The organism is Microbispora sp. NBRC 16548 (assembly GCF_030268985.1).
Classification (GTDB): domain Bacteria; phylum Actinomycetota; class Actinomycetes; order Streptosporangiales; family Streptosporangiaceae; genus Microbispora; species Microbispora catharanthi.
On record NZ_BSSF01000003.1, the window covers coordinates 353147 to 375369 of the forward strand.

Consider the following 22223-nt stretch of genomic DNA (forward strand, 5'->3'; position numbering starts at 1 on the left):
AGGTAGGACGATGGGCGCGGACGGGGCCGGGGCGTCGCTGGGCAGCGGCTATGTGTTACTGGACGAGATAGGCGCCGGCGCGATGGGAACCGTATGGCGGGCGCGGCACCGGGATACCGGGGAAACGGTGGCGGTGAAGCTGCTGCGCGAGGGCCTCGGCGACGACCAGGACCTGGTCCTGCGGTTCGTGCAGGAACGCAACGTGATGCGGACGCTGCGTCACCCCAACATCGTCGCCATACGCGACTTCGTCGTCGAGGGCCGACGTCTCGCCCTGGTGATGGACCTCGTCGAAGGGCGGAACCTCCGCGCCCTCCTCCAGCGGCGCGGCACGCTGCCCCCGGCCGAAGCGGCCGCGCTGCTCGGCCAGGTGGCCGACGGCGTGGGAGCCGCCCACGCCGAGGGCGTCGTGCACCGGGACATCAAGCCGGGGAACATCCTCGTCGAGGAGAACACCGGACGGGTTCGGCTCACCGACTTCGGTGTGGCCCGCATCCTGCACGGGCCGGGTCTCACCCAGACCACCTCGATCATCGGCACGCCCACGTACCTGGCTCCGGAGGTGGCCGAGGGAGGCACCCCCACGACGGCGGTGGACGTGTACGCGATCGGGCTGATCCTCTACGAGCTGCTCGCCGGGCGCCCCCCGTTCGTCGCCGATCATCCGATGGTGGTGCTGCGGCGGCACGCGACGGCCGTGCCCCGGCGGCTGCCCGGGGTGCCGGACGCCCTGTGGCAGGTCATCTGGGCCTGCGTCGCGAAGGATCCCGCCGGGCGCCCGGGCGCGGCGGAGGTGGCGGCGGCGCTGCGGAACGCGGTGCCGTCGCTCACCGGTCTGCCCGCCCTCCCGGCGATCGCGTGGTCGGATCCGCCGTCCGCCACATCGGAACCCCTTCCCACGGCCGGTCCTCCGGTGGAGGCGGGGCCCCCAGATCGGGCAGCGAATCCCGCACCGGGTCCCGCGACGGATCCCGGAACCCCTCCCGCGGGCGAGGCGACCTCGGCGTCGAAGCGGGGCCGGCGATCCAGGCGGCGCCCGATCGTCGTCGTCACGAGCGTCACGGCTCTGGCGCTCACCGCGTCGGTCCTGGCCGTCCTGTCCCCGTGGCGGTCGGGGGCGAGCGACGGAGCCGGCGATACGACGGCACGGAAGGCGGCGGAGCCGCACCCAACCCCCGTCTCCACTCCGTCCGCGCGAAAGGAAACGAAGCCGACGCCGTCATCGGCCACCGAGGCGGCGCACCGGCCCACCCGTGAAGCGGCGCCGCGCACCCCCCGGGCGGCGGTCTCCACGACGCCGGCCCGGCCGCGCCCGTCGAAGTCGGCCACGCAGCAGGCCGCCACGTCTCCCAGGCCCCGGCGGTCGGAGGCACGGGCGACGGACGAAGGCGGCGCGGAGGAGGCCACGCGCCCCCGTCAGAGCCCCGAGTGGCGATGCCGGTCCTGGATCTCGGTCGGCGCCGGCACGGGTACGGAGATGTCGCCCTGCTTCGCGATGGTGGGGGACGTCTTCTATCTCATGGGCCGAATCAGGGGGGACGGCTCCGTTCGGTCCGACATCCACATCCAGTTGTTCGACAGCACCGCGAACATGAACGTCTCGCAGCCCTTCATCTGCTCGGGCGTCTCCCCTTCGAGCGATGGCGCGACCGTCACCTGCGGTCCGTTCACCGCCACGGCTCCGCGCACCGGAGGCGAGCACAACGTCCGCCAGCGCTGGAGGAAGACGGGCGCGGCGGCCTTCGGCGGCGGCGCGGAGAGCCCCGGCGTCACCTGGTGACGCCGGGCCGGGCTCCTCAGGACTTGGCGAACGCGGCGTTCCAGGTCTCGGGGCCGACGATGCCGTCCGCGTCGAGGTGCCGGTCCTTCTGGAACCTGCGGCACACGTCCTGGGAGTCCGGCCCGTACGCGCCGTCCACGGCGATGTCGTAGCCGAGCTCCTTCATCCGGGCCTGCCAGGCGCGCACGTCGTCGCCGCGCATCACGGGCGGGTATTTGAGCAGGCGGCCGGGCCACTGCTGCGTGGGCTCCGGTTCGGGCTCCGGCTCCGGCTGGGTGGTGCCGGGACGCGGCGCGCCCTTCTTGATCCAGGCGTACAGCGGGTCGCCGGGGCAGTCGGTGGAGTAGCCGTCGCGGTGGCCCTTGATCTCCTTGCCCGCGCCGCCCTTGGCGCGCAGATACTCCACCGCGTCCAGGATCGCGTGCAGAATGCCGTCGGTCGGCTGGATCAGGCCGGCGTTGCCGACGAGTCCGAGCACGGCGTAATGGCCGGAGTTCAGGCCGGGGCCGTTGGCGGCGGGCAGGTGTCCCGGCCCGCGGCCGACGAAGACCTTCCGATGCGGGCAGGCCACCATCGAATACCCGATGTCGATCCAGCCGTTGCCGTCGATGTGGAAGTTCTGGATGGACTTCACCATGGCCACGCACTTGGCGTGGTCGGTGACGATACCCGGGTCCACCCGGCCGCCGGTGTAGTGGACCTTCACGCCGCGCGTGGAGGTCAGCGACGAGTACGAGCCCCTGGGAGGACGCGCGCCCCATTCAGCGCGGGACACGAGATCGATGGCCACAGTGCTCTCCGTTGAAAACCGTACGACTGGACACCGAGCGTAGCGGTAACGCCCCAGCAGGTACTGCCTTTTGCCCATATGAAACTGCTTAAACGGCAAGCAAACTGAATAGGCCCATAAATCCATTCGACAGAGCGAGTCGTACGTCGAGATCATCGCCGTATGTCCGTTCTCAAGGAGGTCGACTTCTCTCCTCACTCCACGCCCCCACCGCCGGTGCCGATGCGGATCTGGCTCGACGACACCGACAGCCCGGCCGACGTGATCGACGCCATGGCGCTGTCGCCGTTCGCGACCGGCGAGCAGCCCTGGTCCCGCACCACCAGCCTCGGCCGGGTCCGCGCCGACGCCCCGCTGACCGCCGAGGGCGGCCGGCTGCTGCGCGTCGCCCAGCACACCGACGGGTACGAGACCCGGCTGATCGCGGGCGAGGGATGGACGCTGCGGGTGGTCCGCGGCGCGAATCGGTCGGCGACGCTCACCGCCACGGCGGTGAGCGAGGAACTGGCCGGCTCGGTTCTGGAGCAGGCGACCAGGAACGCGGAGGAGGCGGCTCCCGACGCCGACCACGTGCGAATGGGCTTCTGGTGGAGGTCGAGCCACGGGCCGCACCGCTCCGCCAAGCCCATCACGACCTCCTCCTGGCGGGAGATCAGGAGGAACTACCCCACGGCGGCCGTCGGCCGCCTGGACGCCCTCATGGCGACGACCGCGGCCGATGTGACGGGCCGGCTGGTCCTCCTGCACGGCCCGCCCGGCACCGGCAAGACGACGCTGCTGCGCACGCTCGCGCGTGAGTGGGCGTCCTGGTGCCAGGTCGACTGCGTGCTCGACCCCGAGTTGCTGTTCAACGACCCGGGCTACCTGATGGACGTCGCCGTCGGCTGGGACGGCCCGGGCGAGGACGAGAAGCCGCGCTGGCGGCTGCTCGTCCTGGAGGACTGCGACGAACTGATCCGCGCCGAGGCCAAGCAGTCGACGGGCCAGGGCCTGTCACGCCTGCTCAACCTGACCGACGGGCTGCTCGGCCAGGGCAGGGACGTGCTCGTGGCCATCACGACCAACGAGGACCTCAGCAGGCTCCATCCGGCCGTCGTACGGCCCGGACGGTGCCTGGCGCAGATCGAGGTCGGCCGGTTCGACGCCGGGCAGGCGGCCGAGTGGCTGGGCGCCGCGGGCGCCGGCGCGGGCGGCGCGACGCTGGCCGAGTTGTTCGCCCTGCGGGACGGCCGCCCGGCCGCCACCGAACCCGCCCCCGCCACCGGCCTCTATCTCTGACCGGCCGCACGATCTGACCGGACGCACGATCTGACCGGACGCACGGAGCACGGTCGCCGATGGCGTAGCGTCCCATGTGTCGGATACGTAAACCATCCGATGTGCCAGGTCGGGGCGGTAACAACAATCGGCGAGGTGGTCACCCTGCTGTCGGCCGGACCGAGCCCCCAGGTGAGCCCCGTCGTCCTCCACCGGTGGTCCGTCGAGGCCCGGGAGGCGGGGACGGCGAAATATCTGGATCCGTTCGCTCCCGGCGGTGAGCGGGAGTGGCCCTACATCCGCTGGACGTCCCCCGAGCGGGAGATCGGCTTCGCGGCCACCGAACTGGTGCCGTCGTGGACGGCCGCCGCGCCGCCCGGCGCCTGGCTGGAGATCGAGATCCAGGCGAGGACCGTCACCGGCGACCTGACCAAGTGGTACGTCATGGGCCGGTGGGCCGAGACCGACGCCGACATCCACCGCACGTCGCTGCCCGGCCAGGGGGACGCCGACGGGGACGTCGCCGTCGACACCTTCGTCGCCGCCCGCCCCGTGACGTCGTACCGCGTCCGCGCCACCCTGTACGGCAGCGGCGGCGGCATGCGCTCGCTCACCGTGATGGCCTCGGCCGTGGGGCAGGCGGGCAGAGGCGGCCCGCCGGGGCCGCGGGCGATCGAGCTCGACGTGCCGCGCCGTTCGCAGAAGGTCCACATTGGGCACTATCCGCAGTGGGACGGCGGCGGGGAGTCCTGGTGCAGCCCCGCGTCCTTCACGATGGTGCTGGGCTACTGGGGGCTGGGGCCCGCCCCGGCCGACCTCGCCTGGGTGGCCCCCGGCGACCCGTGCCCGGCGGTCGACCACGCCGCGCGCGACATGTACGACCACAGCTACCAGGGCACCGGCAACTGGCCCTTCGGCGTCGCGTACGCCGGACGGTACGGGCTGGACGGCTTCGTCACGCGGCTGCGCTCGCTGGCCGAGCTGGAGCGGTTCATCGCCGCCGGGATCCCGGTGATCACCTCTCAGGCGTTCCGCGATCACGAGCTTCCCGGTGCCGGATACTCCACCGGCGGGCACATCATGGTCGTCACCGGATTCACGGCGGAGGGCGACGTGATCGCGAACGATCCGGCCGCGCCGGACGACGGCGGCGTGCGGCGGGTGTATCCCCGCGCGGCGTTCGAGAGCGTCTGGCTGCGCGCCACGAGCAGCGGGGGGATCGCGCACATCGTGCATCCGCCCGGCACTCCGCTTCCAGACTCCGGGGGGAACTGGTGACCATTCGGGCCGTCGACGTCGCGCGGGTGGACGACCGCCCGCTGTGGGTGGAGACCTCCGGAGACGAGGTCTGGTGGGATGAGCCGCGCCCGCGGGAGGGCGGCCGGCGCTGCGTGGTGCGGCGCAGGGCCGACGGCGTCATCGAGGACGTGCTCCCGCAGGGCTGGAACGCCAGGAACCGGGTTATGGAGTACGGCGGGCGGTCCTGGCGCGCGCACGAGGGCCGTCTGGTGTTCACCAATTGGGCGGACGGCCGGATCTACCTGTGCTCCCCCGGCGGGGAGCCGGTCCCGCTCACCCCCGAGGAGCCCGCCCGCTACGCCGACCTCGTCGTCCACGGCGACGAGGTGTGGTGCGTGCGCGAGCGGGGCGACGCGCGCAGCGGCGAGCGCGACATCGTCGCGGTGCCGCTGGACGGCTCCCCCCTGCGCAGCGTGGTGAAGACCCATCATTTCCTGATGAACCCGCGCGTCTCGCCGGACGGGCGGTCGCTCGCCTGGATCGGCTGGAACCACCCGGACATGCCCTGGGACGCCACCGAGCTCTGCGTCGGATCCGTGGACGGCGGCCCCCACCGCGTCCTGCTGACCGGCGCGTCCACCTGCCAGGCCGAGTGGCGCGACGACGAGAGCCTGTACGCCGTCACCGACCCCACCGGCTGGTGGAACATCCACCTCGTCGGCCTGGACGGCACGGCGCGCGACCTGACCCCGGTGCCGCTGGAGTTCGGCGACGCCACGTGGAAGATCGGCGCCACGTTCTTCGCCGCCGCGGACGGGCGGATCGCCGCCGTGTACGGCACGGCCGACGAGCGGCGGCTCGGGGTCCTCGACGACCCCGCGAAGGCAGGTTCCGTCCGCGACGTCGGCGGCGGCTACACCTACTGGGCGTCCGCCCTGTCGGCCCGGGGCTCCCATGTCGTGGGCGTCGCGGCCTCGCCCCACCGGCCGTACGAGGTGGTGCGGGTCCACCTGGAAACGGGGGCGCACGAGGTGCTGTCCCCGGGCAAGCCGGTGCCCGAGGACGCGGAGCTGCCGACGCCCGAGGCGGTGACCGTCGAGGGGGTCCACGCACACCTGTACGCCCCGGCGGGCGGCGGGCCCGCGCCGTACGTGGTGTTCGTGCACGGCGGGCCGACGAGTTCGGCCCCGCCGGTGCTCGACCTGGAGATCGCGTACTTCACCAGCAGGGGCATCGGCGTCGCCGAGGTCAACTACGGCGGCTCCACCGGCTACGGCCGGGCCTACCGCGAGCGGCTGCGCCACAGCTGGGGCGTGGTGGACGTGCGCGACTGCGAGACGGTGGCGCGGTGGCTGCTGGACAGCGGGCGGGCGGAGAAGGTGGCGATCAGAGGCGGCAGCGCGGGCGGCTGGACGTCGATGGCCGCGCTCGTCCACAGCGACGTCTTCTGCGGCGCGGTGTCCCACTACGGCATCTCCGACCCCGAACACTGGGCGGCGGAGACGCACGACTTCGAGTCGCGCTACCTCGACGGGCTGATCGGCCCGCTGCCCGAGACCCGGCAGCGCTACGTGGACAGGTCCCCCGAACTGCATGCAGAACGGGCGTCCGGCCCGGCCCTGCTCCTGCACGGTCTGGAAGACAAGGTGGTCGATCCCGCGCAGTCGGAGCGCTTCGCCGCCGCGCTGGCCCGCCACGGGCACCGGTGGGCGTACCTCACGTTCGAGGGGGAACAGCACGGGTGGCGGCGTGAGGAGACCATCGTCCGGGCCCTGGAGGCCGAGCTGGCCTTCTACGGGATCGTCTTCGGCTTTCCGACGCCCGAGGTCCCGCCCCTGAAGCTGGAAGGTGGGATGTTGTGAGTGAGGTCGCGGCGATCTGCTCGGAACTGCTGCGGATCGACACCACCAACGACGGGTCCGGCGACGGGCCGGGCGAGCGGCGGGCCGCCGAATACGTGGCGTCCCTGCTCGCCGAGGTCGGCATCGAGCCGATGGTGTTCGAGTCGGCGCCGCGCCGCACCAGCGTGGTGGCGCGCATCCCCGGCGACAGCCCCGACGCGCTGCTCCTGCACGGGCACCTCGACGTCGTGCCCGCCGACCCGGCCGAGTGGCGTACGCACCCGTTCTCCGGGGAGATCGAGGACGGCTGCGTGCACGGCCGGGGCGCGGTCGACATGAAGGGCACGCTCGCCATGACCCTCGCCTGGGCTCGCGAGAACGCGCGCAGGGGCGTGCGCCCCAGGCGCGACCTCGTGCTGGCGTTCCTCGCCGACGAGGAGTCGACCGGCGAGTACGGCGCGGGCCACGCGGTCGAGCGGCACCGCGACCTGTTCGAGGGCTGCACGGAGGCGATCAGCGAGTCCGGCGGCTTCTCCTGGTATGAGGGCGACGTCCGCATCTACCCGGTGGCCGTCGGGGAGCGCGGCACCGCCTGGATGCGCCTCACGGCCCGCGGCGTGCCCGGTCACGGCTCCAAGCCCGCCGTGGACAACCCCGTGGCCGAGCTCGCCCGGGCCCTCGCCCGCCTCGCCGACCATTCCTGGCCCGTACGGCTGACGCCCGAGGTGGCCCGGCTGATCGACGAGCTGGCGCGGGCGCTCGGCCGGCCGATCGACGTCGACCGGCTGGAGGAGGAGATCGAGCGGATCCCCCGCGCGGCAGCCCTGTTCAAGGGCGTGCTGCGCAACTCGGCCAACCCGACCATGCTCGACGCGGGATACAAGGTCAACGTCATCCCCGGCACGGCCGAGGCCCACGTCGACGGCCGGTTCCTGCCTGGGCAGCGCGACGAGTTCCTGGAGACCGTCGACCGGCTGCTCGGGCCGAAGGTCACCCGCGAGTTCGTCAGCTTCGAGGAGGCCGTCTCCTCCCCCGCCGAGGGCCTGTTCGACGAGCTCTCCGCCGCCCTGCTCGCCGAGGACCCCAGCGGCAGGCCGGTGCCGTACGTCATGACCGGCGGCACCGACGCCAAGTGGTTCGCCAGGATCGGCATCAGGGGGTACGGCTTCGCGCCGCTGCTGCTGCCGCCGGACCTCGACTACTTCGGCATGTTCCACGGTCTCGACGAGCGCGTTCCGGTCGAGGGCCTGGAGTTCGGCGTCCGCGTCCTCGACCGGCTGCTCGTCGCGTCTTCGTAGAAACGCTCAGCCCTGGTAGAAGGTCAGGTCCACGCCGGAGACGGTGTGCCGGACGAGGGCGAACCCGCCCAGGCCGGCATGCGCGGCGACCTGGGCGGCGACCGTCTCGCTCAGGCAGACCAGGCCGGGAGCGGCGAGGTCCTGGGCCATCTTGGATGCCTGGTTCACGGGCGCGCCGGCGACGTCTCGGCCGCCGTCCGGCGTCCGCCCGGACAGCACCGGCCCGCTGTCCAGCCCGATGCGACAGGTCATCCCGGCCTCGGCCAGGGCGGCGCGCAGTTCCAGGGCGAAGGGCACGGCGGGGCCGGGATCGTCGAACAGGTAGATGGCCAGCGGACCCGCGACCTTGACCTCGACGGCGCCCTCCGCGGGCAGGAGGCGCAGGCCCAGCTCCCGCATGCGGGCCGACAGGTCCAGCTCGCTCAGGAGCGCGACCTCGGGAACGTCCTTCCCCGTCCCGGCCTCGCCGCGCTCGGCCAGGACCACCGTCCGCTCCCGCAGGTGCTTTTGCGCGAGCGCCGCGGCGAGCCCGGCGTCCTGCGGGTCGAGACGGAGCAGGTCCTCGTAGAAGGCCGCCGGATAGGGGATGGGGTACCACCCGTCGGGGGGCGCCGCGTCGGCGGCGCGCGGGCCGTCGAGCACCCGGTAGACGGCGCCCAGAGGCCCGTCCTGCCCGTCCTGCCCGTCCTTGCGGCGCAGGACGAAGCCGTGGTCCGCGGGCAGCCGGTCGGCCACCGCCTCCGTGACCGCGATCTCGCCGCCCTCGGTGTGGTTCTCCGCGAGGTGCTCGATCGCGTCGGCCTCAGCGCCGTACAGGCCGCCGTCCAGGTCGTAGTAGTCGCCGTGGTGGACGCCGATGCCGACCCGGATCCGGCAGGTGCGCCCGATCTCGTCCTGCGCCCGCAGCAGCGCCGACAGCAGCAATCCCGCGTCGGTCGTGGCGGGATGGAACATCTGCGCGTTGTCGGCCGCCCAGACGCCCACGGCCCGGCCGCCCGCGCCGGTCCCGTACGCGTGCAGGACGCGTTTCGGGCCGTCGATGAGCGCCAGCACCTCCAGCAGGCCGAGGCTGCGGCTCAATCTGGTCAGCCCGGCCGAGTCGGACACCACGCTGTATCCGGTCGTGACGTGCGCGCCGAGCAGGCGCCGGGCGTCGGCGGCGGTGCGGCCGCTCGCCCGCCACCGCTCCACCAGCGTCAGCGGCAGGCCCGGGGCCGCATCCCTGGCGAGGTCGAAGGCACCCGGATCGTGCCGGGTCATCGGAGTGTCGGGGGTCACACGCGAACGCTACTATCCGCTTACGGATAGTAGCGCTCGGTTATCCGGCTGAAGTTGGAGCTGCCGGATTGGGTCTTCCCCCGGGCCGGCTGACAGGAGTCAGGGGCTGGTGCAGGTGGCGGTGGGGGTGGCCGCGCTGCCGTTGGCGGTGAAGCCGAAGGTGGTGGACGAGCCGGCCGCGATCGAGCCGTTGTAGTCCGCGTTGCGGACGGTCACGCTGGACCCGGACACGCTCTGCGTGCCGTTCCACAGGCTGCTGATGCTCTGCCCGCTCGGCCAGGTCCACTTCACGGTCCAGCCGTCGACCGGCGCGCTGCCCGCCCGTACGGTCACCGTCGATTGGAACCCGCCCGGCCAGCTGTTGGTCGTCTCGATCGTCGCCGAGCACGCCCCGCCGACCGGCGGAGTCGGCGAGGAGTCCGGCGACGGCGACGGGGTGCTGCTCGGAGAGGGTGACGGTGACGGTGACGGAGTCGAGCCGCCGGGGGGCAGGAGGGTGATGGTGAAGGTGTCGTCGACGGCGGTGTGTGGCAGGTTGATCGTGGTGCTGTTGCCGGACAGGGTCGCGACGGTGTTGGAGACGGTGACCGGGCCGGTGACGGCGCCGCCGTTGTTGTAGGGGATGCGTTCGACGAGGACGCGGACCTGGTTGTTTTGGACGATGCCGCTGGTGGTGTCCAGGCGTTGCAGGTTGACGGCGATGTTGCCGGTGGTGCGGCCGCCGCCGAGGAGGATCTTGGCGGTTCCGCTTGTCTTGGTGGCGAAGGCGTCGTAGTTGGAGCTGGGGGTGACCGAGGCGATCTGTCCGGTCTGGGAGCCGTAGAAGCGGTAGACCCACCATTCGCCCTTGGGCTGGTACTGGCCGGAGGAGTTGTGGGTGAGGAGGTTGGCCAGGTCGTTGTGCAGGTTGCTTCCGCCGGCCCAGTTGGCGCGCAGGCCGTCGGCCCCGGCCCGTTCCAGCCGGGCGATGTACCAGGCGCCGTCGGCGGGGTTCTGCTCGTTGGAGGCGCCGTATTCGTTGATCTGGTAAGGGCGGGCATGGGCGATGCCCCGCGAATCGAGAGTGGTGTTGGCGGTGGCCACGTTGGCGACCGGGTCGCCGGGCAGGGAGTGCCAGCTGACGATGTCGGGCACGACGTTGTTGGCCTTGACGTAGTCGAGGTACTGGGTCCACCAGCCGCCCGTGGACGGTACGCCCGCGAAGCTGGGGCCCACGATCAGGTGGGAGGGGAACGCGGCGCGGATGCGCTGGTAGGCGCGTTTCCACATCTCGAAGTACTGCGACTGGGGGCGGTTCCAGAACAGGGTGATGTTGGGCTCGTTCCACAGGTCCCACTGGACCGTGTTTCCCTGCGCCGGGGCGCCGGTGGCCCGCACGTCGTCGATCAGGCGGGTGAGGAAGGCGTCGTAGTCGGCCCAGTTGCCGTTGTCGCCGGGGAAGCGGGAGATCGGGTAGCCGTCGGCGCCCCACAGGTCATGGACCAGCAGCACGAACTGCCCGCCCAGCGACTGGGTGCGCAGCAGCTGGGCGCGGGTGGCGTTCCACCGCCGGTCGTACTTGCCCGACACCCAGCCGCCGGGGCTGTCGAGCTGGGCGCCGCCGGCGCGCATGTACCGGAACTTCACATCGGTGAAGTAGTTGTCCGGCGGATTGGCGCCGTTCTCGGTCATGCCGTAGATCCACCCCGACGCCCGATACGTCGGGGAACCACCCGCGACCGAGAAGTTGACGGTGATGGACTCGTCGGCGGCCTGGGCCGGTGCGGCGGTCGCGACAACGGACCCGGCGACGAGCGCCGCGGCGGAGAAGAGGGCGGCCAGACCGCGGCGGCGACCATGCCGCCAACTTAAGGTGATGTTCACGCGTGACTCCTTCGACGGGGGGGGTGGGGGATCGCGGGACGAGCCGTGGCATGCCTCTAATCGAATCGATTCGCATCAACTGCCAATGAGAGCGCGCGGGAGCCGGATCCGGCGAATTCGGGTCGACCCGGGGACCCCTGCCGATCATCACCGACATCGGCAGTAGGGTGCTCGCGGACCAGTGTGGAAACCTCGGCGAAACCCTGTCAAGGCGCTGACGAATCGTTTCGATGAGGCGGACCGGGACCTCATTCCTGTCGGCCTGCGGCGACGGAGGTCCTGAAGCCGGATCGTCCCGTCGGCAGGGGATGAAATTTTCAATCTCCGCGCCTCGCAGGCGATCGGGATCCCGCCCAGGTGGAAGCGGATGGACAGGCCTCGGCGGGCCGATGGCCGAGGCGGTGGACAGCCCGCCCCTTGACGGGACTCCTGCCCGTCGTATTTGCTCCGCCGCACCACCACATCGCCCATGCAGAAGAACCGATTCGACAGAAATTCCTGTTAGCGCTAACAGAAATCGGCGATTACGTTCACGCACCAGGGAGTATCGGATGAAGGTCCCTCGCCTGCGGTTCTGGCTTGCCACCGGGCTCGTCGCCGTGGCCGGCGCGATCGGTGCGCTGACCGCGCCCGCCGCCCATGCGGCCACAGGCTGTCGCGTGGACTACTCGGTCACGAACCAGTGGCCGGGTGGCTTCGGCACGAACGTGAGCGTCACCAACCTGGGTGACCCGATCAACGGCTGGAAGCTGACCTGGTCGTTCTCCGCAGGGCAGACCATCACCCAGCTGTGGAACGGCACCTACACCCAGTCGGGCTCCCAGGTCACAGTGACCAACGTGGACTACAACGGCAGCATCCCCAGCGGCGGCAGCACCAGCTTCGGGTTCAACGGAGCGTTCAACGGCTCCAACCCGGTGCCGACGAGCTTCGCCCTCAACGGCGTGACCTGCACCGGCGGCGTCACCGCTTCGCCCAGCCCGTCCACGAGCCCTTCCACGAGCCCTTCCCCGAGTCCTTCGGCCAGCCCGTCGTCCACACCGATGGCGAGCAAGCCCTGTGACATCTACGCCGCCGGTGGCACGCCGTGCGTGGCCGCGCACAGCACCACGCGGGCGCTCTACAACGCCTACAACGGCAACCTGTACCAGGTGCGGCGCTCCTCCGACAGCGCGACCAGGAACATCGGCGTCCTGACCCAGGGCGGTGCCGCCAACGCCGCGGCCCAGGACTCCTTCTGCGCCGGCACCACCTGCGTCATCACCGTCGTGTACGACCAGTCCGGCCGAGGCAACGACCTGTGGTACCAGGGGTCGAGCGTGGTTCCCGGGTCCCCTCAGAGCAAGCCCGCGACCGCGACCACCGAGTCGCTGTCGGTGGGTGGTAACAAGGCCTACTCCCTGTACATCAACCCCGGCAACAGCTACTGGCGGGACGGCCACCTGACCGGCGTGCCGACCGGCACCGCCCCCGAGGGCATGTACATGGTGACCAGCGGCACCCACGTCAACAGCGGCTGCTGCTTCGACTACGGCAACAGCGAGACCACCCGCAAGGCCGACGCCGCCGGCGCCATGGACGCCATCTACTTCGGCACCAGCTGCTGGTTCGGCGGCTGCTCCGGATCCGGTCCCTGGGTGCAGGCCGACCTCGAATGGGGCCTCTACCCCGGCGGAAGCCAGTCCTGGAACCCCAACCAGCGAGCCTTCACCAGCAAGTTCGTCACCGCGACGCTGAAGAACAACGGCACCAGCCGATTCGCGATCAAGGGCAGCAACGCGCAGTCCGGCACCCTGTACACCCTCTACGACGGCGCGCTTCCCCCCGGCTACAGCCCGATGAAGAAGCAGGGCGCCATCGTCCTGGGCAGCGGCGGCGACTGCTGCAAGCCCGGCGGCGGCGCCAACCTCAGCGCCGGCACCTTCTACGAAGGAGCGATGGTGGCGGGCTACCCCTCCGACGCCACCGAGAACGCCGTACAGGCCGACGTCGTCGCCGCCGGCTACCGCTAGAGGGGGGACTCAGCGCAGGCGGGGGTCGAGGGCGTCGCGCACCACGTCGCCGAGCATGAGGAAGCTCAGCACGGTCGCGGTGAGGAACAGCGCGGGGAAGACCAGCAGGTGGGGGTGCTCGGCGAAGAACGTCTGGGCGATGTTCAGCTGCAGGCCCCACGACACGTCGGGATACTGCAGGCCGACGCCGAGGTAGTCGAGGGTCGCCTCCCCCGCGATGACGTTCCCGACGTTCAGCATGGCCACGACGATGACCGGCGCGACGGAGTTGGGCAGGATGTGCCGCACCATGAGCCTGCGGTCGCTCGCGCCCAGCATGCGGGCCGCGGCGACGAAGTCCATGTCCTTGACGGCGATGACCTGGCCGCGCATCAGCCGGGTCATGGTCGTCCAGCCGAGCAGCACGAGGACCAGCGTCATCGCCCATATCCCGTGGTCGGGGAAGGCGACGAGCACGACGGTCGCGCCCAGCACGAACGGGATGCCGAAGAACACGTCGGTGAGCCGGGAGATGACCGCGTCGGCGACGCCCCCGTAGTAGCCGCCCACCAGCCCCAGCAGGATGGAGATCAGCATGGCGAAGACGGTGACCGAGACGCCGACCACGATGGACGCCCGGGTGCCGTGCACGACCTGCGACCAGTAGTCGCAGCCCTGCAGGTCGTACCCGAACAACGCGCCGCTCACCGGGCCGCGCTTCGACATGCGCAGGTCGCAGGCCTCATTGGGGCCGAGGTGGGCGAACAGCCCGGGGAAGGCCGCCATCGCCACGGCCACCAGCAGGACGGCCGCGGAGAACCAGAACACCACCCGGCCGCGCAGTTCCAGCCAGGCGTCACGCGCGAGCACGGCGGATCCTCGGGTCGAGTACGCCGTACAGCAGGTCGACGGCCAGGTTGGCGAGAATGAAGATCATGACGAGCAGGGTGACGACGCCGACGACGACGGGACCCTCCTGGAGCTGGATGGACTGGAACACCTGCTGGCCGATGCCGGGCAGGTTGAAGATGCCCTCGGTGACGACCGCCCCGGCCATGAGGTTGCCGAAGTCGACGCCGAGGTAGGTCACGACCGGGATGAGCGAGTTGCGCAGCGCGTGCAGCCCCACCACCCGCCGCCGGGACAGTCCCTTCGCGGTCGCCGTGCGGACGTAGTCGGCGCGCAGGTTCTCCACGAGGGAGGTGCGGGTGAGCCTGGCCACGTACGCCAGTCCGAACGAGCCGAGGACCATGCCGGGCAGCAGGTAACTGCCCGGCCAGCCCTCCTCGGTCCCCGCGGTCGGGAACAGCCCCAGATTGAGGCCCAGCACGATCTGGGCGGTGTAGCCGACGACGAACACCGGGACCGCGATGACGAACGTGGTGCCGGCGAGGACCGCCGTGTCGGCGGCCCCGCCGCGGCGCAGCCCGGCCAGGACGCCGAGGCCGATGCCCACGACGAGCTCGAAGACCCAGGCGGTCAGCGCGAGCTGCGCGGTGACCGCCCACCGGTCCTGGAGGAGCTCGCTCACCGGCTGGCCGGTGAAGGTCTCCCCCAGGTCCCCCTGGAACACCCCGAGCATGTAGCGGCCGTACTGGACGAGCAGGGGGTCGTCCAGGTGGTAGCGCGCCCGCATGACGGCGAGCACCTGCGCGGGCACCGGCTTGTCGCCCGCGAGCGCCAGGATCGGGTCGCCCGGCAGCGCGAACACCATCGTGTAGATCAGGAAGGTGGTCGCGAAGAACACCGGGATCGCCTGGGCCAGGCGCTGCGCGGCGTACCTCACCCTTGTGTCACCCCTGCTTCACGGTGATCGTGTACAGGTTCTTGCCGTACGGGGTCACGTCGACACCGCTGAGCCGGCTGGTGAAGCCGATCTGGTTCTGCCAGTTCCACAGCGGGATCATCGGCATCTCGGCCAGCGCGACGTCCTCGGCCTTCTGGTAGAGCGGCAGGCTCGCGTCCAGGCTGGGCGCCGAGTTCGCCTGCTTGATCAGGTCGTCGAACTCCTTGTTCTCCCAGCCCATCCGGTTGCCCGCACCCCACATGTACTCGAGGTAGTCCTGCGGGCTCGGATAGTCCATGACCCAGTTGTTGCGGTACGGACCGTCCTCCTTGCGCTGGCGCAGGGTCGACAGGTAGTCGGCGGCCGGGATCTTGCGGAACTTGATGTCCGAGATGCCGAGGTTCTGCTTCAGCTGGTTGGCGACGGCGGTCATCCACTGCTCGTAGCTCGGGTCGGCGTTGGAGAACCACAGGTTCAGCGTGCCGCTGAAGCCGCCGGCCTGGTCGAACAGCGCCTTGGCCTTGGCCGGGTCGTACGTGCACGCCTCGCCGCAGGCGTTCTCCCGGTAGCCGGGCACCAGCGGCGCCAGCAGCGACGCCATCGGCTTGAACGCGCCGTCGTAGACCGCGTCCACGATGGCCTGCCGGTCGATGGCCATGGAGAACGCCTTGCGCAGGTCGGGGTTGGCGAACCGCTTGTCGAAGGTCGGGAAGCCCAGGTAGTCCATCGTGCCGTCGGGGGTCTGCACGAAGCGGTCGCCGAGCAGCTTCTTCGCCTCGCCCGTGCTGGCCGGCGGGACCGTCGTCATCAGGTCCACCCGGCCGGCCCGCAGGTCGGTCCACGCCGTGTCGCGGCTGGCGTAGATCTTGAAGGTGACGCCGTCCGCCTTGGGCTTGCGCTCGCCCGCGTACGCGGGAGACCGCTTGATCGTGATCTGCTTGTTGTGCTCCCACGCGCCGTCGAGCACGAACGGCCCGTTGCCGACCGGGGCCTGGTCGAACGCCTTGAGGTCGGTGAACGCCGCCTTCGGCATCGGCGCGAACGCGATGTAGGCGAGCGTGATCGGGAACTGACTGAACGGCGCGGTGAGCGTCACCTCGAGCGTGGTGTCGTCCACCACCTTGAGGCCGCTCATCTTGTCCGTGGACGGGTCGCCCTTCTCGGGGTTGAGCTTGTCGTAGCCCTCGATGTTGGCGAAGTAGTAGTTGTTGGTCCAGCCGTTGGGGCCGTAGGCCGTGGCGTTCCAGGAGTCGGCGAAGCTCTGCGCGGTGACCGGCTCGCCGTTGCTGAACTTCTGCCCCGGCTTGAACTTGATCGTCCAGACCTTCTGGTCGGTGCTGCTCACCGACTCGGCCGCCCGCATCACGGGCTTGCCACTGGTGGCGTCGATGGAGACCGGAGTCTCGAAGAGCGTGTCCAGCACCGTGATCGAATAGTCGCTGGAGGTGTTGCCCGGGGTGAGATGGTCGGGTTCCGTCAGCGCGACGGAGAACGTGTTCGCCTCCTTGCCGCCGCCCTGGGACGACGCTCCTCCCCCGCACCCGCCGCTCAGCATGATGGCCGCCACAGCGAGGGCGGCCGCCCGGCTTCTCGTGACCCTCACTGGTCCTCCGCCTCTCCGTCGTATTGCGGGTGAGGGTAGGAAACGGGGCCGCCGACTGCATCGGAGACTTTACGTATTCCTTGCGCAACCTTTACCCGGCAGGCTGAGCATGGAGGATCCATGGATGCAATCAGCCTCAACGCGCGGAGCCTGCACGCCGTCGCCGAACTGGGCTTCCAGGTGGCCCGGCAGGGGGCGCACGGGGCGATGACCGCGCTGGGCGAGGTCATCCCCGTGGAGGCCTACGAGTTCGTGGCGTTCGACCCGGCGACCGGCCGGCACCGCTCGCTGGTGTCGGCGGGGTACACGCGGGTGGACGACGACGCCGCGGAGGAGTACGCCCGGCTCGACGCCTACCGCCGGGCCATGTCGCTGCGCACGCCCGTCGTCATGGGCTCCCCCGGCACCGAGCGCTACTTCCGCCGCCATCTGGAGCCGTACGGCTGGCGCGCGGGGATCACGACGCCGCTGTTCCTGACCGGCGGGCGCTACACCGGGCTGCTGCACGTCAGCTCCCGCGCGGACCTGCCGCCCGAGGCGCCCGCGGTGATCAGCGCGGTCTCCCCCGCCCTGGCCCACCTCACCGACGTGACCCGCTGCGTCATCGACCCGCTCGGCCTGCCGCCCGGCTTCCACGCCGTGGCGTACGAACGGGGCGGGCGGCGCAGGGACGTGGCCGGATGGCCCGCGTCGGAGGCGCTCGCGGCCGAGCCGGCGATGGCGGAGCTGGCCAGGGCGTTCATCGACTCCCGCGAGCTGTCGCGCCGGGGGCTGTGGCTGGACGGCACCGGTCAGTGGCGCGAGCTGCGCCTCCACCGGGCCGGCGTGGGCTTCCACGGCTCCATCCAGGGCGCGGTCATCGCCGAGCGCCCGTGCGCCCTGCCGTACGACCTGACCTCGCGGGAGATCGAGGTGCTCACCCGGGTCGCGCAGGGCGACTCCAACCCGCAGATCGCCGCCGCGCTCGTCCTGAGCGTGCGCACCGTGACCACCCATCTGGAGCACATCTTCGCCAAGCTGGGCTGCGACAGCCGTACGCGTCTGACCACGAAGGTTCTCGCCGAGGGGCTGTGCCGGCTCGACATCCCGTAATGATCGCCCTCGCGGGACGCGCCGAGGCCGGGTCCGACATTATTGGCCCATGTCGGTTCACGAGCGTCGGCGGCTCCCCACGGGCTTGGAGCTGCTGTTCGGCGACGGCGGCGACGGCCGGGTGCTGTCCGTCGACCTGCCGTCCGGGTCCCTCGTGTGGCCGGACCCCGACTACGACAGGATGCGCACCCATCACCGCCCCTCGTTCTGGCTGAGCGACGAGCCGGTGCCGGCCGGGCTGTGGGCCCGGCTCCGCGCCGAGCACCCCCGGTCGGGCCTGTGGCCGGTGCTGCTGGAGGACGGCGTGCAGCCCTGGTCGGCCGGGCAGATCGCGCCGGACTCGCCCGGCCAGGTCGACTACTACAGCGCGGCCGGATTCATGGCCGAGGCGTGGCAGGACCTGCTGCTGGGCCACGAGGCGTACCTCGCGCCGTTCGGGGCCGAGTGCCCGGGGGTCGCGCCGCCCGCCGCGCTCGTGGCCGACCCCGACATGGTCGCCGACTGGTACGCGGACGTGGTGGCCGAGCGGATGACGCCGCTGGGGCTCGCCGCGGTGAACCGCGGTGCCGACGCCTTGGTCGCGATGGGCTGGCAGGGGGCGCTGCACCACAACGAGTGGACCGTGCCCCTGGCGGCCGTGGTGCGCAGCTGGGAGGAGCGGTTCGGGGCGCGGGTGGTCGGCATGGGGTTCAACACGCTGGACCTCAGCGTCGCCGCGCCGCCCGCCACCCCCGCGCACGCGCTGCACGTGGCGGCCGAGCACTGGACGTTCTGCCCCGACAGCATCCTGCAGGGCCCGGGCACGCTGGCCGACTACGCCGAGCAGATCGTGGGCCAGAACGCCTGGTCGTTCTGGTGGGATTGAGGCGATACTTACACAGGCACGCGATAATGACCATTAAAACGACTGTGAGCGAGGGAGGCGGTTTGGGCGGCACGGAGCTGGGCGGGGGCGAACGGCCCGTCAAGGTGGCGGGCTTCAACACCGGCACCGCGAACATCGCCCGGATGAGCGACTACCTGCTCGGAGGCAAGGACAACTTCGCCGCCGACCGGAGGTTCGCCGAGCAGCTGATGACCATCGCGCCCGAGGTCAAGACGATGGCCGTGGACACCCGCGAGTTCCTGGAGCGGGTGGTGCGCTTCCTCGTCGAGCAGGGCGTGCGGCAGTTCCTCAACGTGGCGTCCGGGCTGCCGACCCGGCGCAACACCCACGAGGTCGCCCAGGAGCTCGCGCCCGACGCCCGCGTGGTGTACGTCGACGACGACCCGGTGGTGCTCAACCACGCGCGGGCCGTGCTCGCCCGCAACCCCGGCACCGGGGTGGTCGACGGCTCCATCCTGCGCCCGGCGGAGATGCTCGCCGACCCCGAGATGCTCCGGCTCATCGACTTCGACCAGCCGGTCGGGGTCCTGATCCCGGCCCGGCTGCAGTACCTCCCCGACGCCACCGAGCCGTACAAGTGCGTGGCCCACGTGCGCGACCATCTCGCCCCGGGCAGCTATCTGGCCATCGGTCACGCCGTCTTCGACAGCCGTCCCGAGCTGGCCGCGCCGATCGTCGACCTGTTCCGGCAGATCGTGCCGCAGGCCGACGACGCGCCGCGAGACCGGGAGAAGGTGCTGCGCTTCTTCGACGGCACGGAACTCGTCGATCCCGGCCTCGTCTACATCCGTCAGTGGCGGCCGGAGGTCCCGCAGAGCACCGGTCAGGCCCAGCGGGTGTGGATCGTCGGCGGCGTCGGCCAGGTGCTCTGACGACCTACCGGATGAGCACGCACGAGGGGGTGCCCACCGCCAGCGCCTGAGCGGCCGGCTCGGGCAGCCCGTCCTTGAGCGCCAGCACGGCGACGGAATCGGACCGCTGGTTGGCGACGTAGAGGCGGTCGCCGTCGATCGCGAAGTGGCGTGGCCAGCTTCCGCCCGACGGCACTTCGGCCGTCATCGTGAGGCGGGGCCCGTCCAGCTCGAAGACGGCCAGGGTGTCCGGCCCGCGGTTGGCGACGTACAGGTGGCGGCCGTCGGCGGACAGCGCGATGTGGGAGGGCAGGTTCTCCCCCCCGCTCTCCACCACGGCGCCGCTCGCCCGCACCACGCCCGCCTCCCGCCACTCGCCGTCGTAGACGCGCACGGTGCCGTCGAGCTCGCCGGTGACATACCAGTGGCCCTCGTGGTGCAGGAAGTGCCGCGGGCCGCTGCCGGAGGCCAGCCGTACGGGGCCGTCCGGATGCGGGCGCATGCCCGGCAGGAAGCGGCGCACCTCGTCGGTGCCGAGGTCGGTCACGTACAGCACGCCGCCGGGCCCGAAGACCGCCTGGTGCGCGTGCGGGCCCTCCTGCCGGTCCGGGTGGGGGCCGCGACCCTCGTGCGGGAACGTCAGCGGGCCGGGCTCGGGCATCCCGTCCTCACCCAGCCGGTAGGCCGTGACGGTCCCGTCGCCGTAGTTGGCGATCGCCAGCCACCGGCCCTCGGGGTCGAGCGCCAGGTGGCACGGCAGCGAGCCGCCGCTGGGGTGCTCGGCCAGGAGCCGGGGGGTGGGCTCGTCGGCGAAGACCGCGAGCCCCCCGTCCGCGGCCCGTTCGAGCACGGCGTACAGCAGCGGCAGCCGCGGGTGCGCGGCGACGAACGACGGCCCGGACGCGGTCGTTTCGGCCACCGCCTCCAGCCGCCCGTCCGCGTGCGCCCGAGCCACCGTCAGGCCGGGGCCCGACCCCTCCGTGTCGGGGGTGTATCCGCCGATCACCAGACCGGGTCGGGACATTCGCGCTCCAAAGGCTCAGATCGTCGGGATATCGCATGGTATCGGCCAGACGGGGGCCGGGTGGACGACCGCGACGGGGCAGGGGGCGCGCCGCAGCAGGCCCTGCCCGACCGAACCGAGCAGCCGGGCCCCCGTTCTGTGCGCACCCACGACGAGCAGCCGCGCCTCCCGGGCGCACGCCACCAGGGCGGGCAGCGCCGGCGCCTCGACGACCCTGGTCCCGATCGCGGGCCGGGCCCGGCAGCGCAGCCGCCACGGCTCGACGATCCGCGCCAGCGCCCGCTCGCCCTCCGGCTCACACCCTCCCGTGGCGTACACCACGGTCAGCGGCAGCGACCTGCCGCGGGCGACCTCCACGGCGAAGCGCAGGGCGGAGTCCGCCTCGGGACCGGCCGGCCGCGCCACGTCGATCCCCACCACCACCCCGCCGGCGGGCGGCGCGGACGCCGGCGCGCCGACCACGACGACCGGGCAGGCGGCGTGCGCCGCCGCGTACGCGCTGACCGAGCCGCGCAGCAGCCCGGCCAGTCCACGCACGCTCCGGTGGCCCAGGACCAGCATCGCGGCGTTCCTGCTGAGGCTGACCAGTGTGTCCTTGGGGTCTCCGCGCACGAGCACGGGGCGGACCTCGCGGCCCGGCAGCAGGCGTTCGGCCAGCCGTACCCCCTCGAACAGTTGCAGACCCGCCAGGCGGCGCTCCTCGGCGGCGACGGCCTCGGCGCGCTCCGGGTAGGGCCCGTCCCACACCTGGCACACCGTGACGCCCGCACGGCGGCGGGCCAGGCACTCCGCCGCGGCCCACTCGATCGCGGCCCGGCTCTGCCGTGTGCCGTCGTAGGCGACCACGATCTCCTGCTTCATCTCACTCACGCGGCCCGCGCCGCGTGCGCAGAGCGCACCCCATGTCACCAGCAGATCACCCGGGGCTCGGCGGCGACGCCGGGCGAAAGCCACCGGCCTGCGGGACCTTCGGCCCGCCCGCGGCTTAGCGTAGAGACATGATTCGGGTGTTCCTGGTGGACGACCATGAGGTCGTGCGGCGTGGTGTGGCGGCGTTGCTGGACGCCGAGGACGACATCGAGGTCGTCGGCGAGGCGGGGACGGCCGAGTCGGCGGTGGCCCGCATCCCCGCGCTGAAGCCGGATGTGGCGGTGCTCGACGTGCGCCTGCCCGACGGCGACGGGGTGGACGTGTGCCGTGAGGTGCGTTCGAAGGTGCCCGGCCTGGCGTGCCTGATGCTGACCTCCTATGCCGACGACGAGGCGCTGTTCAACGCGGTCATGGCCGGGGCGGCCGGGTATGTGCTCAAGCAGATTCACGGCTCGGACCTGGTCGGCGCGGTGCGCACGGTGGCCGGTGGGCAGTCGCTGCTCGATCCGCAGACCACGGCCGCGATGTTGCACCGGCTGCGCGACCAGGCCGCGAAGAAGGACCCGCTGGCCGCGTTGTCGGACCAGGAGCGGCAGATCCTGGAGTTGATCGGCGAGGGCCTGACCAACCGCCAGATCGGCGAGCGGATGTTCCTGGCCGAGAAGACGGTCAAGAACTACGTGTCCAACCTGCTGAGCAAGCTCGACATGCAGCGCCGTACCCAGGCCGCCGCGCTCGCCGCCCGTCTCAAGGCCGGCCGCCAGGACTGAGCCA

18 protein-coding genes are annotated in these 22223 nt (G+C 71.6%); 10 read left to right on the forward strand and 8 right to left on the reverse strand.

Annotated features, from left to right (window positions below; all coding sequences use genetic code 11):
• Positions 1–10 precede the first annotated feature (10 nt).
• Positions 11–1780 carry a serine/threonine-protein kinase gene (locus tag QSK36_RS09525; RefSeq protein ID WP_285782098.1) on the forward strand — a complete coding sequence of 590 codons (1770 nt, stop codon included), beginning with the start codon at positions 11–13 and terminating at the stop codon, positions 1778–1780.
• A 16-nt stretch (positions 1781–1796) separates the two neighbouring features.
• Here the strand turns inward: QSK36_RS09525 and QSK36_RS09530 are convergent, their stop codons facing one another.
• The gene (locus tag QSK36_RS09530; protein ID WP_183531321.1) at positions 1797–2570 is read right to left on the reverse strand and encodes a peptidoglycan recognition protein family protein; all 774 of its coding nucleotides are present in this window, start codon (positions 2568–2570) and stop codon (positions 1797–1799) included.
• Between the two features lie 162 nt (positions 2571–2732).
• Between QSK36_RS09530 and QSK36_RS09535 the strand changes: the two genes are divergently transcribed.
• The 4 genes from QSK36_RS09535 to QSK36_RS09550 all read left to right on the forward strand — a co-directional run bounded on the left by QSK36_RS09535 (position 2733) and on the right by QSK36_RS09550 (position 8205).
• Complete coding sequence (locus QSK36_RS09535; protein ID WP_285782099.1) at positions 2733–3848, forward strand: DUF5925 domain-containing protein; 1116 nt, start codon at positions 2733–2735, stop codon at positions 3846–3848.
• A gap of 135 nt (positions 3849–3983) precedes the next feature.
• A complete protein-coding gene (locus QSK36_RS09540; RefSeq protein ID WP_285782100.1) occupies positions 3984–5105 on the forward strand; it encodes a C39 family peptidase in 1122 nt (373 codons plus the stop codon).
• Positions 5102–6928: a S9 family peptidase gene (locus QSK36_RS09545; protein WP_285782101.1), complete on the forward strand. Its 1827-nt coding sequence runs from the start codon at positions 5102–5104 to the stop codon at positions 6926–6928. Before QSK36_RS09540 ends, QSK36_RS09545 begins: the two co-directional genes overlap by 4 nt.
• Complete coding sequence (locus QSK36_RS09550; RefSeq protein ID WP_285782102.1) at positions 6925–8205, forward strand: M20/M25/M40 family metallo-hydrolase; 1281 nt, start codon at positions 6925–6927, stop codon at positions 8203–8205. The genes QSK36_RS09545 and QSK36_RS09550 overlap by 4 nt, the downstream gene beginning before the upstream one ends.
• Before the next feature lie 6 nt (positions 8206–8211).
• On the opposite strand, the gene QSK36_RS09555 is transcribed toward QSK36_RS09550, so the two are convergent.
• Positions 8212–9483: a nucleotidyl cyclase domain-containing protein gene (locus tag QSK36_RS09555; RefSeq protein WP_285782103.1), complete on the reverse strand. Its 1272-nt coding sequence runs from the start codon at positions 9481–9483 to the stop codon at positions 8212–8214.
• A 99-nt stretch (positions 9484–9582) separates the two neighbouring features.
• Positions 9583–11346, reverse strand: coding sequence for a cellulose binding domain-containing protein (locus QSK36_RS09560; RefSeq protein ID WP_285782104.1), 1764 nt, complete (start codon positions 11344–11346; stop codon positions 9583–9585).
• A 551-nt stretch (positions 11347–11897) separates the two neighbouring features.
• On the opposite strand from QSK36_RS09560, the gene QSK36_RS09565 reads away from it, so the two are divergent.
• A complete protein-coding gene (locus tag QSK36_RS09565; protein ID WP_285782105.1) occupies positions 11898–13358 on the forward strand; it encodes an arabinofuranosidase catalytic domain-containing protein in 1461 nt (486 codons plus the stop codon).
• A gap of 9 nt (positions 13359–13367) precedes the next feature.
• On the opposite strand, the gene QSK36_RS09570 is transcribed toward QSK36_RS09565, so the two are convergent.
• From QSK36_RS09570 to QSK36_RS09580, 3 genes are read right to left on the reverse strand one after another with little or no spacing between them, the layout of a single operon-like run.
• Positions 13368–14207 (reverse strand): ABC transporter permease, encoded by an 840-nt coding sequence (locus QSK36_RS09570; protein ID WP_285782106.1) that lies wholly within the window; start codon positions 14205–14207, stop codon positions 13368–13370.
• Positions 14194–15123: an ABC transporter permease gene (locus QSK36_RS09575; protein ID WP_079319243.1), complete on the reverse strand. Its 930-nt coding sequence runs from the start codon at positions 15121–15123 to the stop codon at positions 14194–14196. The genes QSK36_RS09570 and QSK36_RS09575 overlap by 14 nt, the downstream gene beginning before the upstream one ends.
• Positions 15124–15130: 7 nt before the next feature.
• Positions 15131–16726 carry a peptide ABC transporter substrate-binding protein gene (locus QSK36_RS09580; RefSeq protein ID WP_285782107.1) on the reverse strand — a complete coding sequence of 532 codons (1596 nt, stop codon included), beginning with the start codon at positions 16724–16726 and terminating at the stop codon, positions 15131–15133.
• 120 nt (positions 16727–16846) lie between these two features.
• Between QSK36_RS09580 and QSK36_RS09585 the strand changes: the two genes are divergently transcribed.
• From QSK36_RS09585 to QSK36_RS09595, 3 genes are all read left to right on the forward strand, one after another.
• The gene (locus QSK36_RS09585; RefSeq protein WP_182902536.1) at positions 16847–17818 is read left to right on the forward strand and encodes a LuxR C-terminal-related transcriptional regulator; all 972 of its coding nucleotides are present in this window, start codon (positions 16847–16849) and stop codon (positions 17816–17818) included.
• Between the two features lie 49 nt (positions 17819–17867).
• A complete protein-coding gene (locus QSK36_RS09590; protein WP_285782108.1) occupies positions 17868–18683 on the forward strand; it encodes a DUF4253 domain-containing protein in 816 nt (271 codons plus the stop codon).
• 62 nt (positions 18684–18745) lie between these two features.
• Entirely contained in the window at positions 18746–19576 is an 831-nt protein-coding gene (locus tag QSK36_RS09595) for an SAM-dependent methyltransferase (protein ID WP_285782109.1), read from the forward strand.
• Positions 19577–19580: 4 nt separating this feature from the next.
• Here the strand turns inward: QSK36_RS09595 and QSK36_RS09600 are convergent, their stop codons facing one another.
• Positions 19581–20579, reverse strand: a complete 999-nt coding sequence (locus QSK36_RS09600) for a lactonase family protein (RefSeq protein ID WP_285782110.1) — start codon at positions 20577–20579, stop codon at positions 19581–19583.
• Positions 20580–20594: 15 nt separating this feature from the next.
• On the reverse strand, positions 20595–21440 hold the full coding sequence (locus tag QSK36_RS09605; protein ID WP_285782309.1) for a universal stress protein: 846 nt from the start codon (positions 21438–21440) through the stop codon (positions 20595–20597).
• Positions 21441–21577: 137 nt separating this feature from the next.
• Here QSK36_RS09605 and QSK36_RS09610 point away from each other — a divergent pair, with 137 nt between their 5' ends.
• A complete protein-coding gene (locus QSK36_RS09610) occupies positions 21578–22219 on the forward strand; it encodes a response regulator transcription factor (RefSeq protein ID WP_285782111.1) in 642 nt (213 codons plus the stop codon).
• Positions 22220–22223: the final 4 nt, after the last annotated feature.

Bases quoted from the DNA above. Each gene is read 5' to 3' on its own strand.
- QSK36_RS09610 (WP_285782111.1), top strand. From the start codon at position 21,578: ATGATTCGGGTGTTCCTGGTGGACGACCATGAGGTCGTGCGGCGTGGT.
- QSK36_RS09600 (WP_285782110.1), bottom strand. From the start codon at position 20,579: ATGTCCCGACCCGGTCTGGTGATCGGCGGATACACCCCCGACACGGAG.
- QSK36_RS09585 (WP_182902536.1), top strand. From the start codon at position 16,847: ATGGATGCAATCAGCCTCAACGCGCGGAGCCTGCACGCCGTCGCCGAA.
- QSK36_RS09565 (WP_285782105.1), top strand. From the start codon at position 11,898: ATGAAGGTCCCTCGCCTGCGGTTCTGGCTTGCCACCGGGCTCGTCGCC.
- QSK36_RS09535 (WP_285782099.1), top strand. From the start codon at position 2,733: ATGTCCGTTCTCAAGGAGGTCGACTTCTCTCCTCACTCCACGCCCCCA.
- QSK36_RS09590 (WP_285782108.1), top strand. From the start codon at position 17,868: ATGTCGGTTCACGAGCGTCGGCGGCTCCCCACGGGCTTGGAGCTGCTG.
- QSK36_RS09605 (WP_285782309.1), bottom strand. From the start codon at position 21,440: ATGAAGCAGGAGATCGTGGTCGCCTACGACGGCACACGGCAGAGCCGG.
- QSK36_RS09525 (WP_285782098.1), top strand. From the start codon at position 11: ATGGGCGCGGACGGGGCCGGGGCGTCGCTGGGCAGCGGCTATGTGTTA.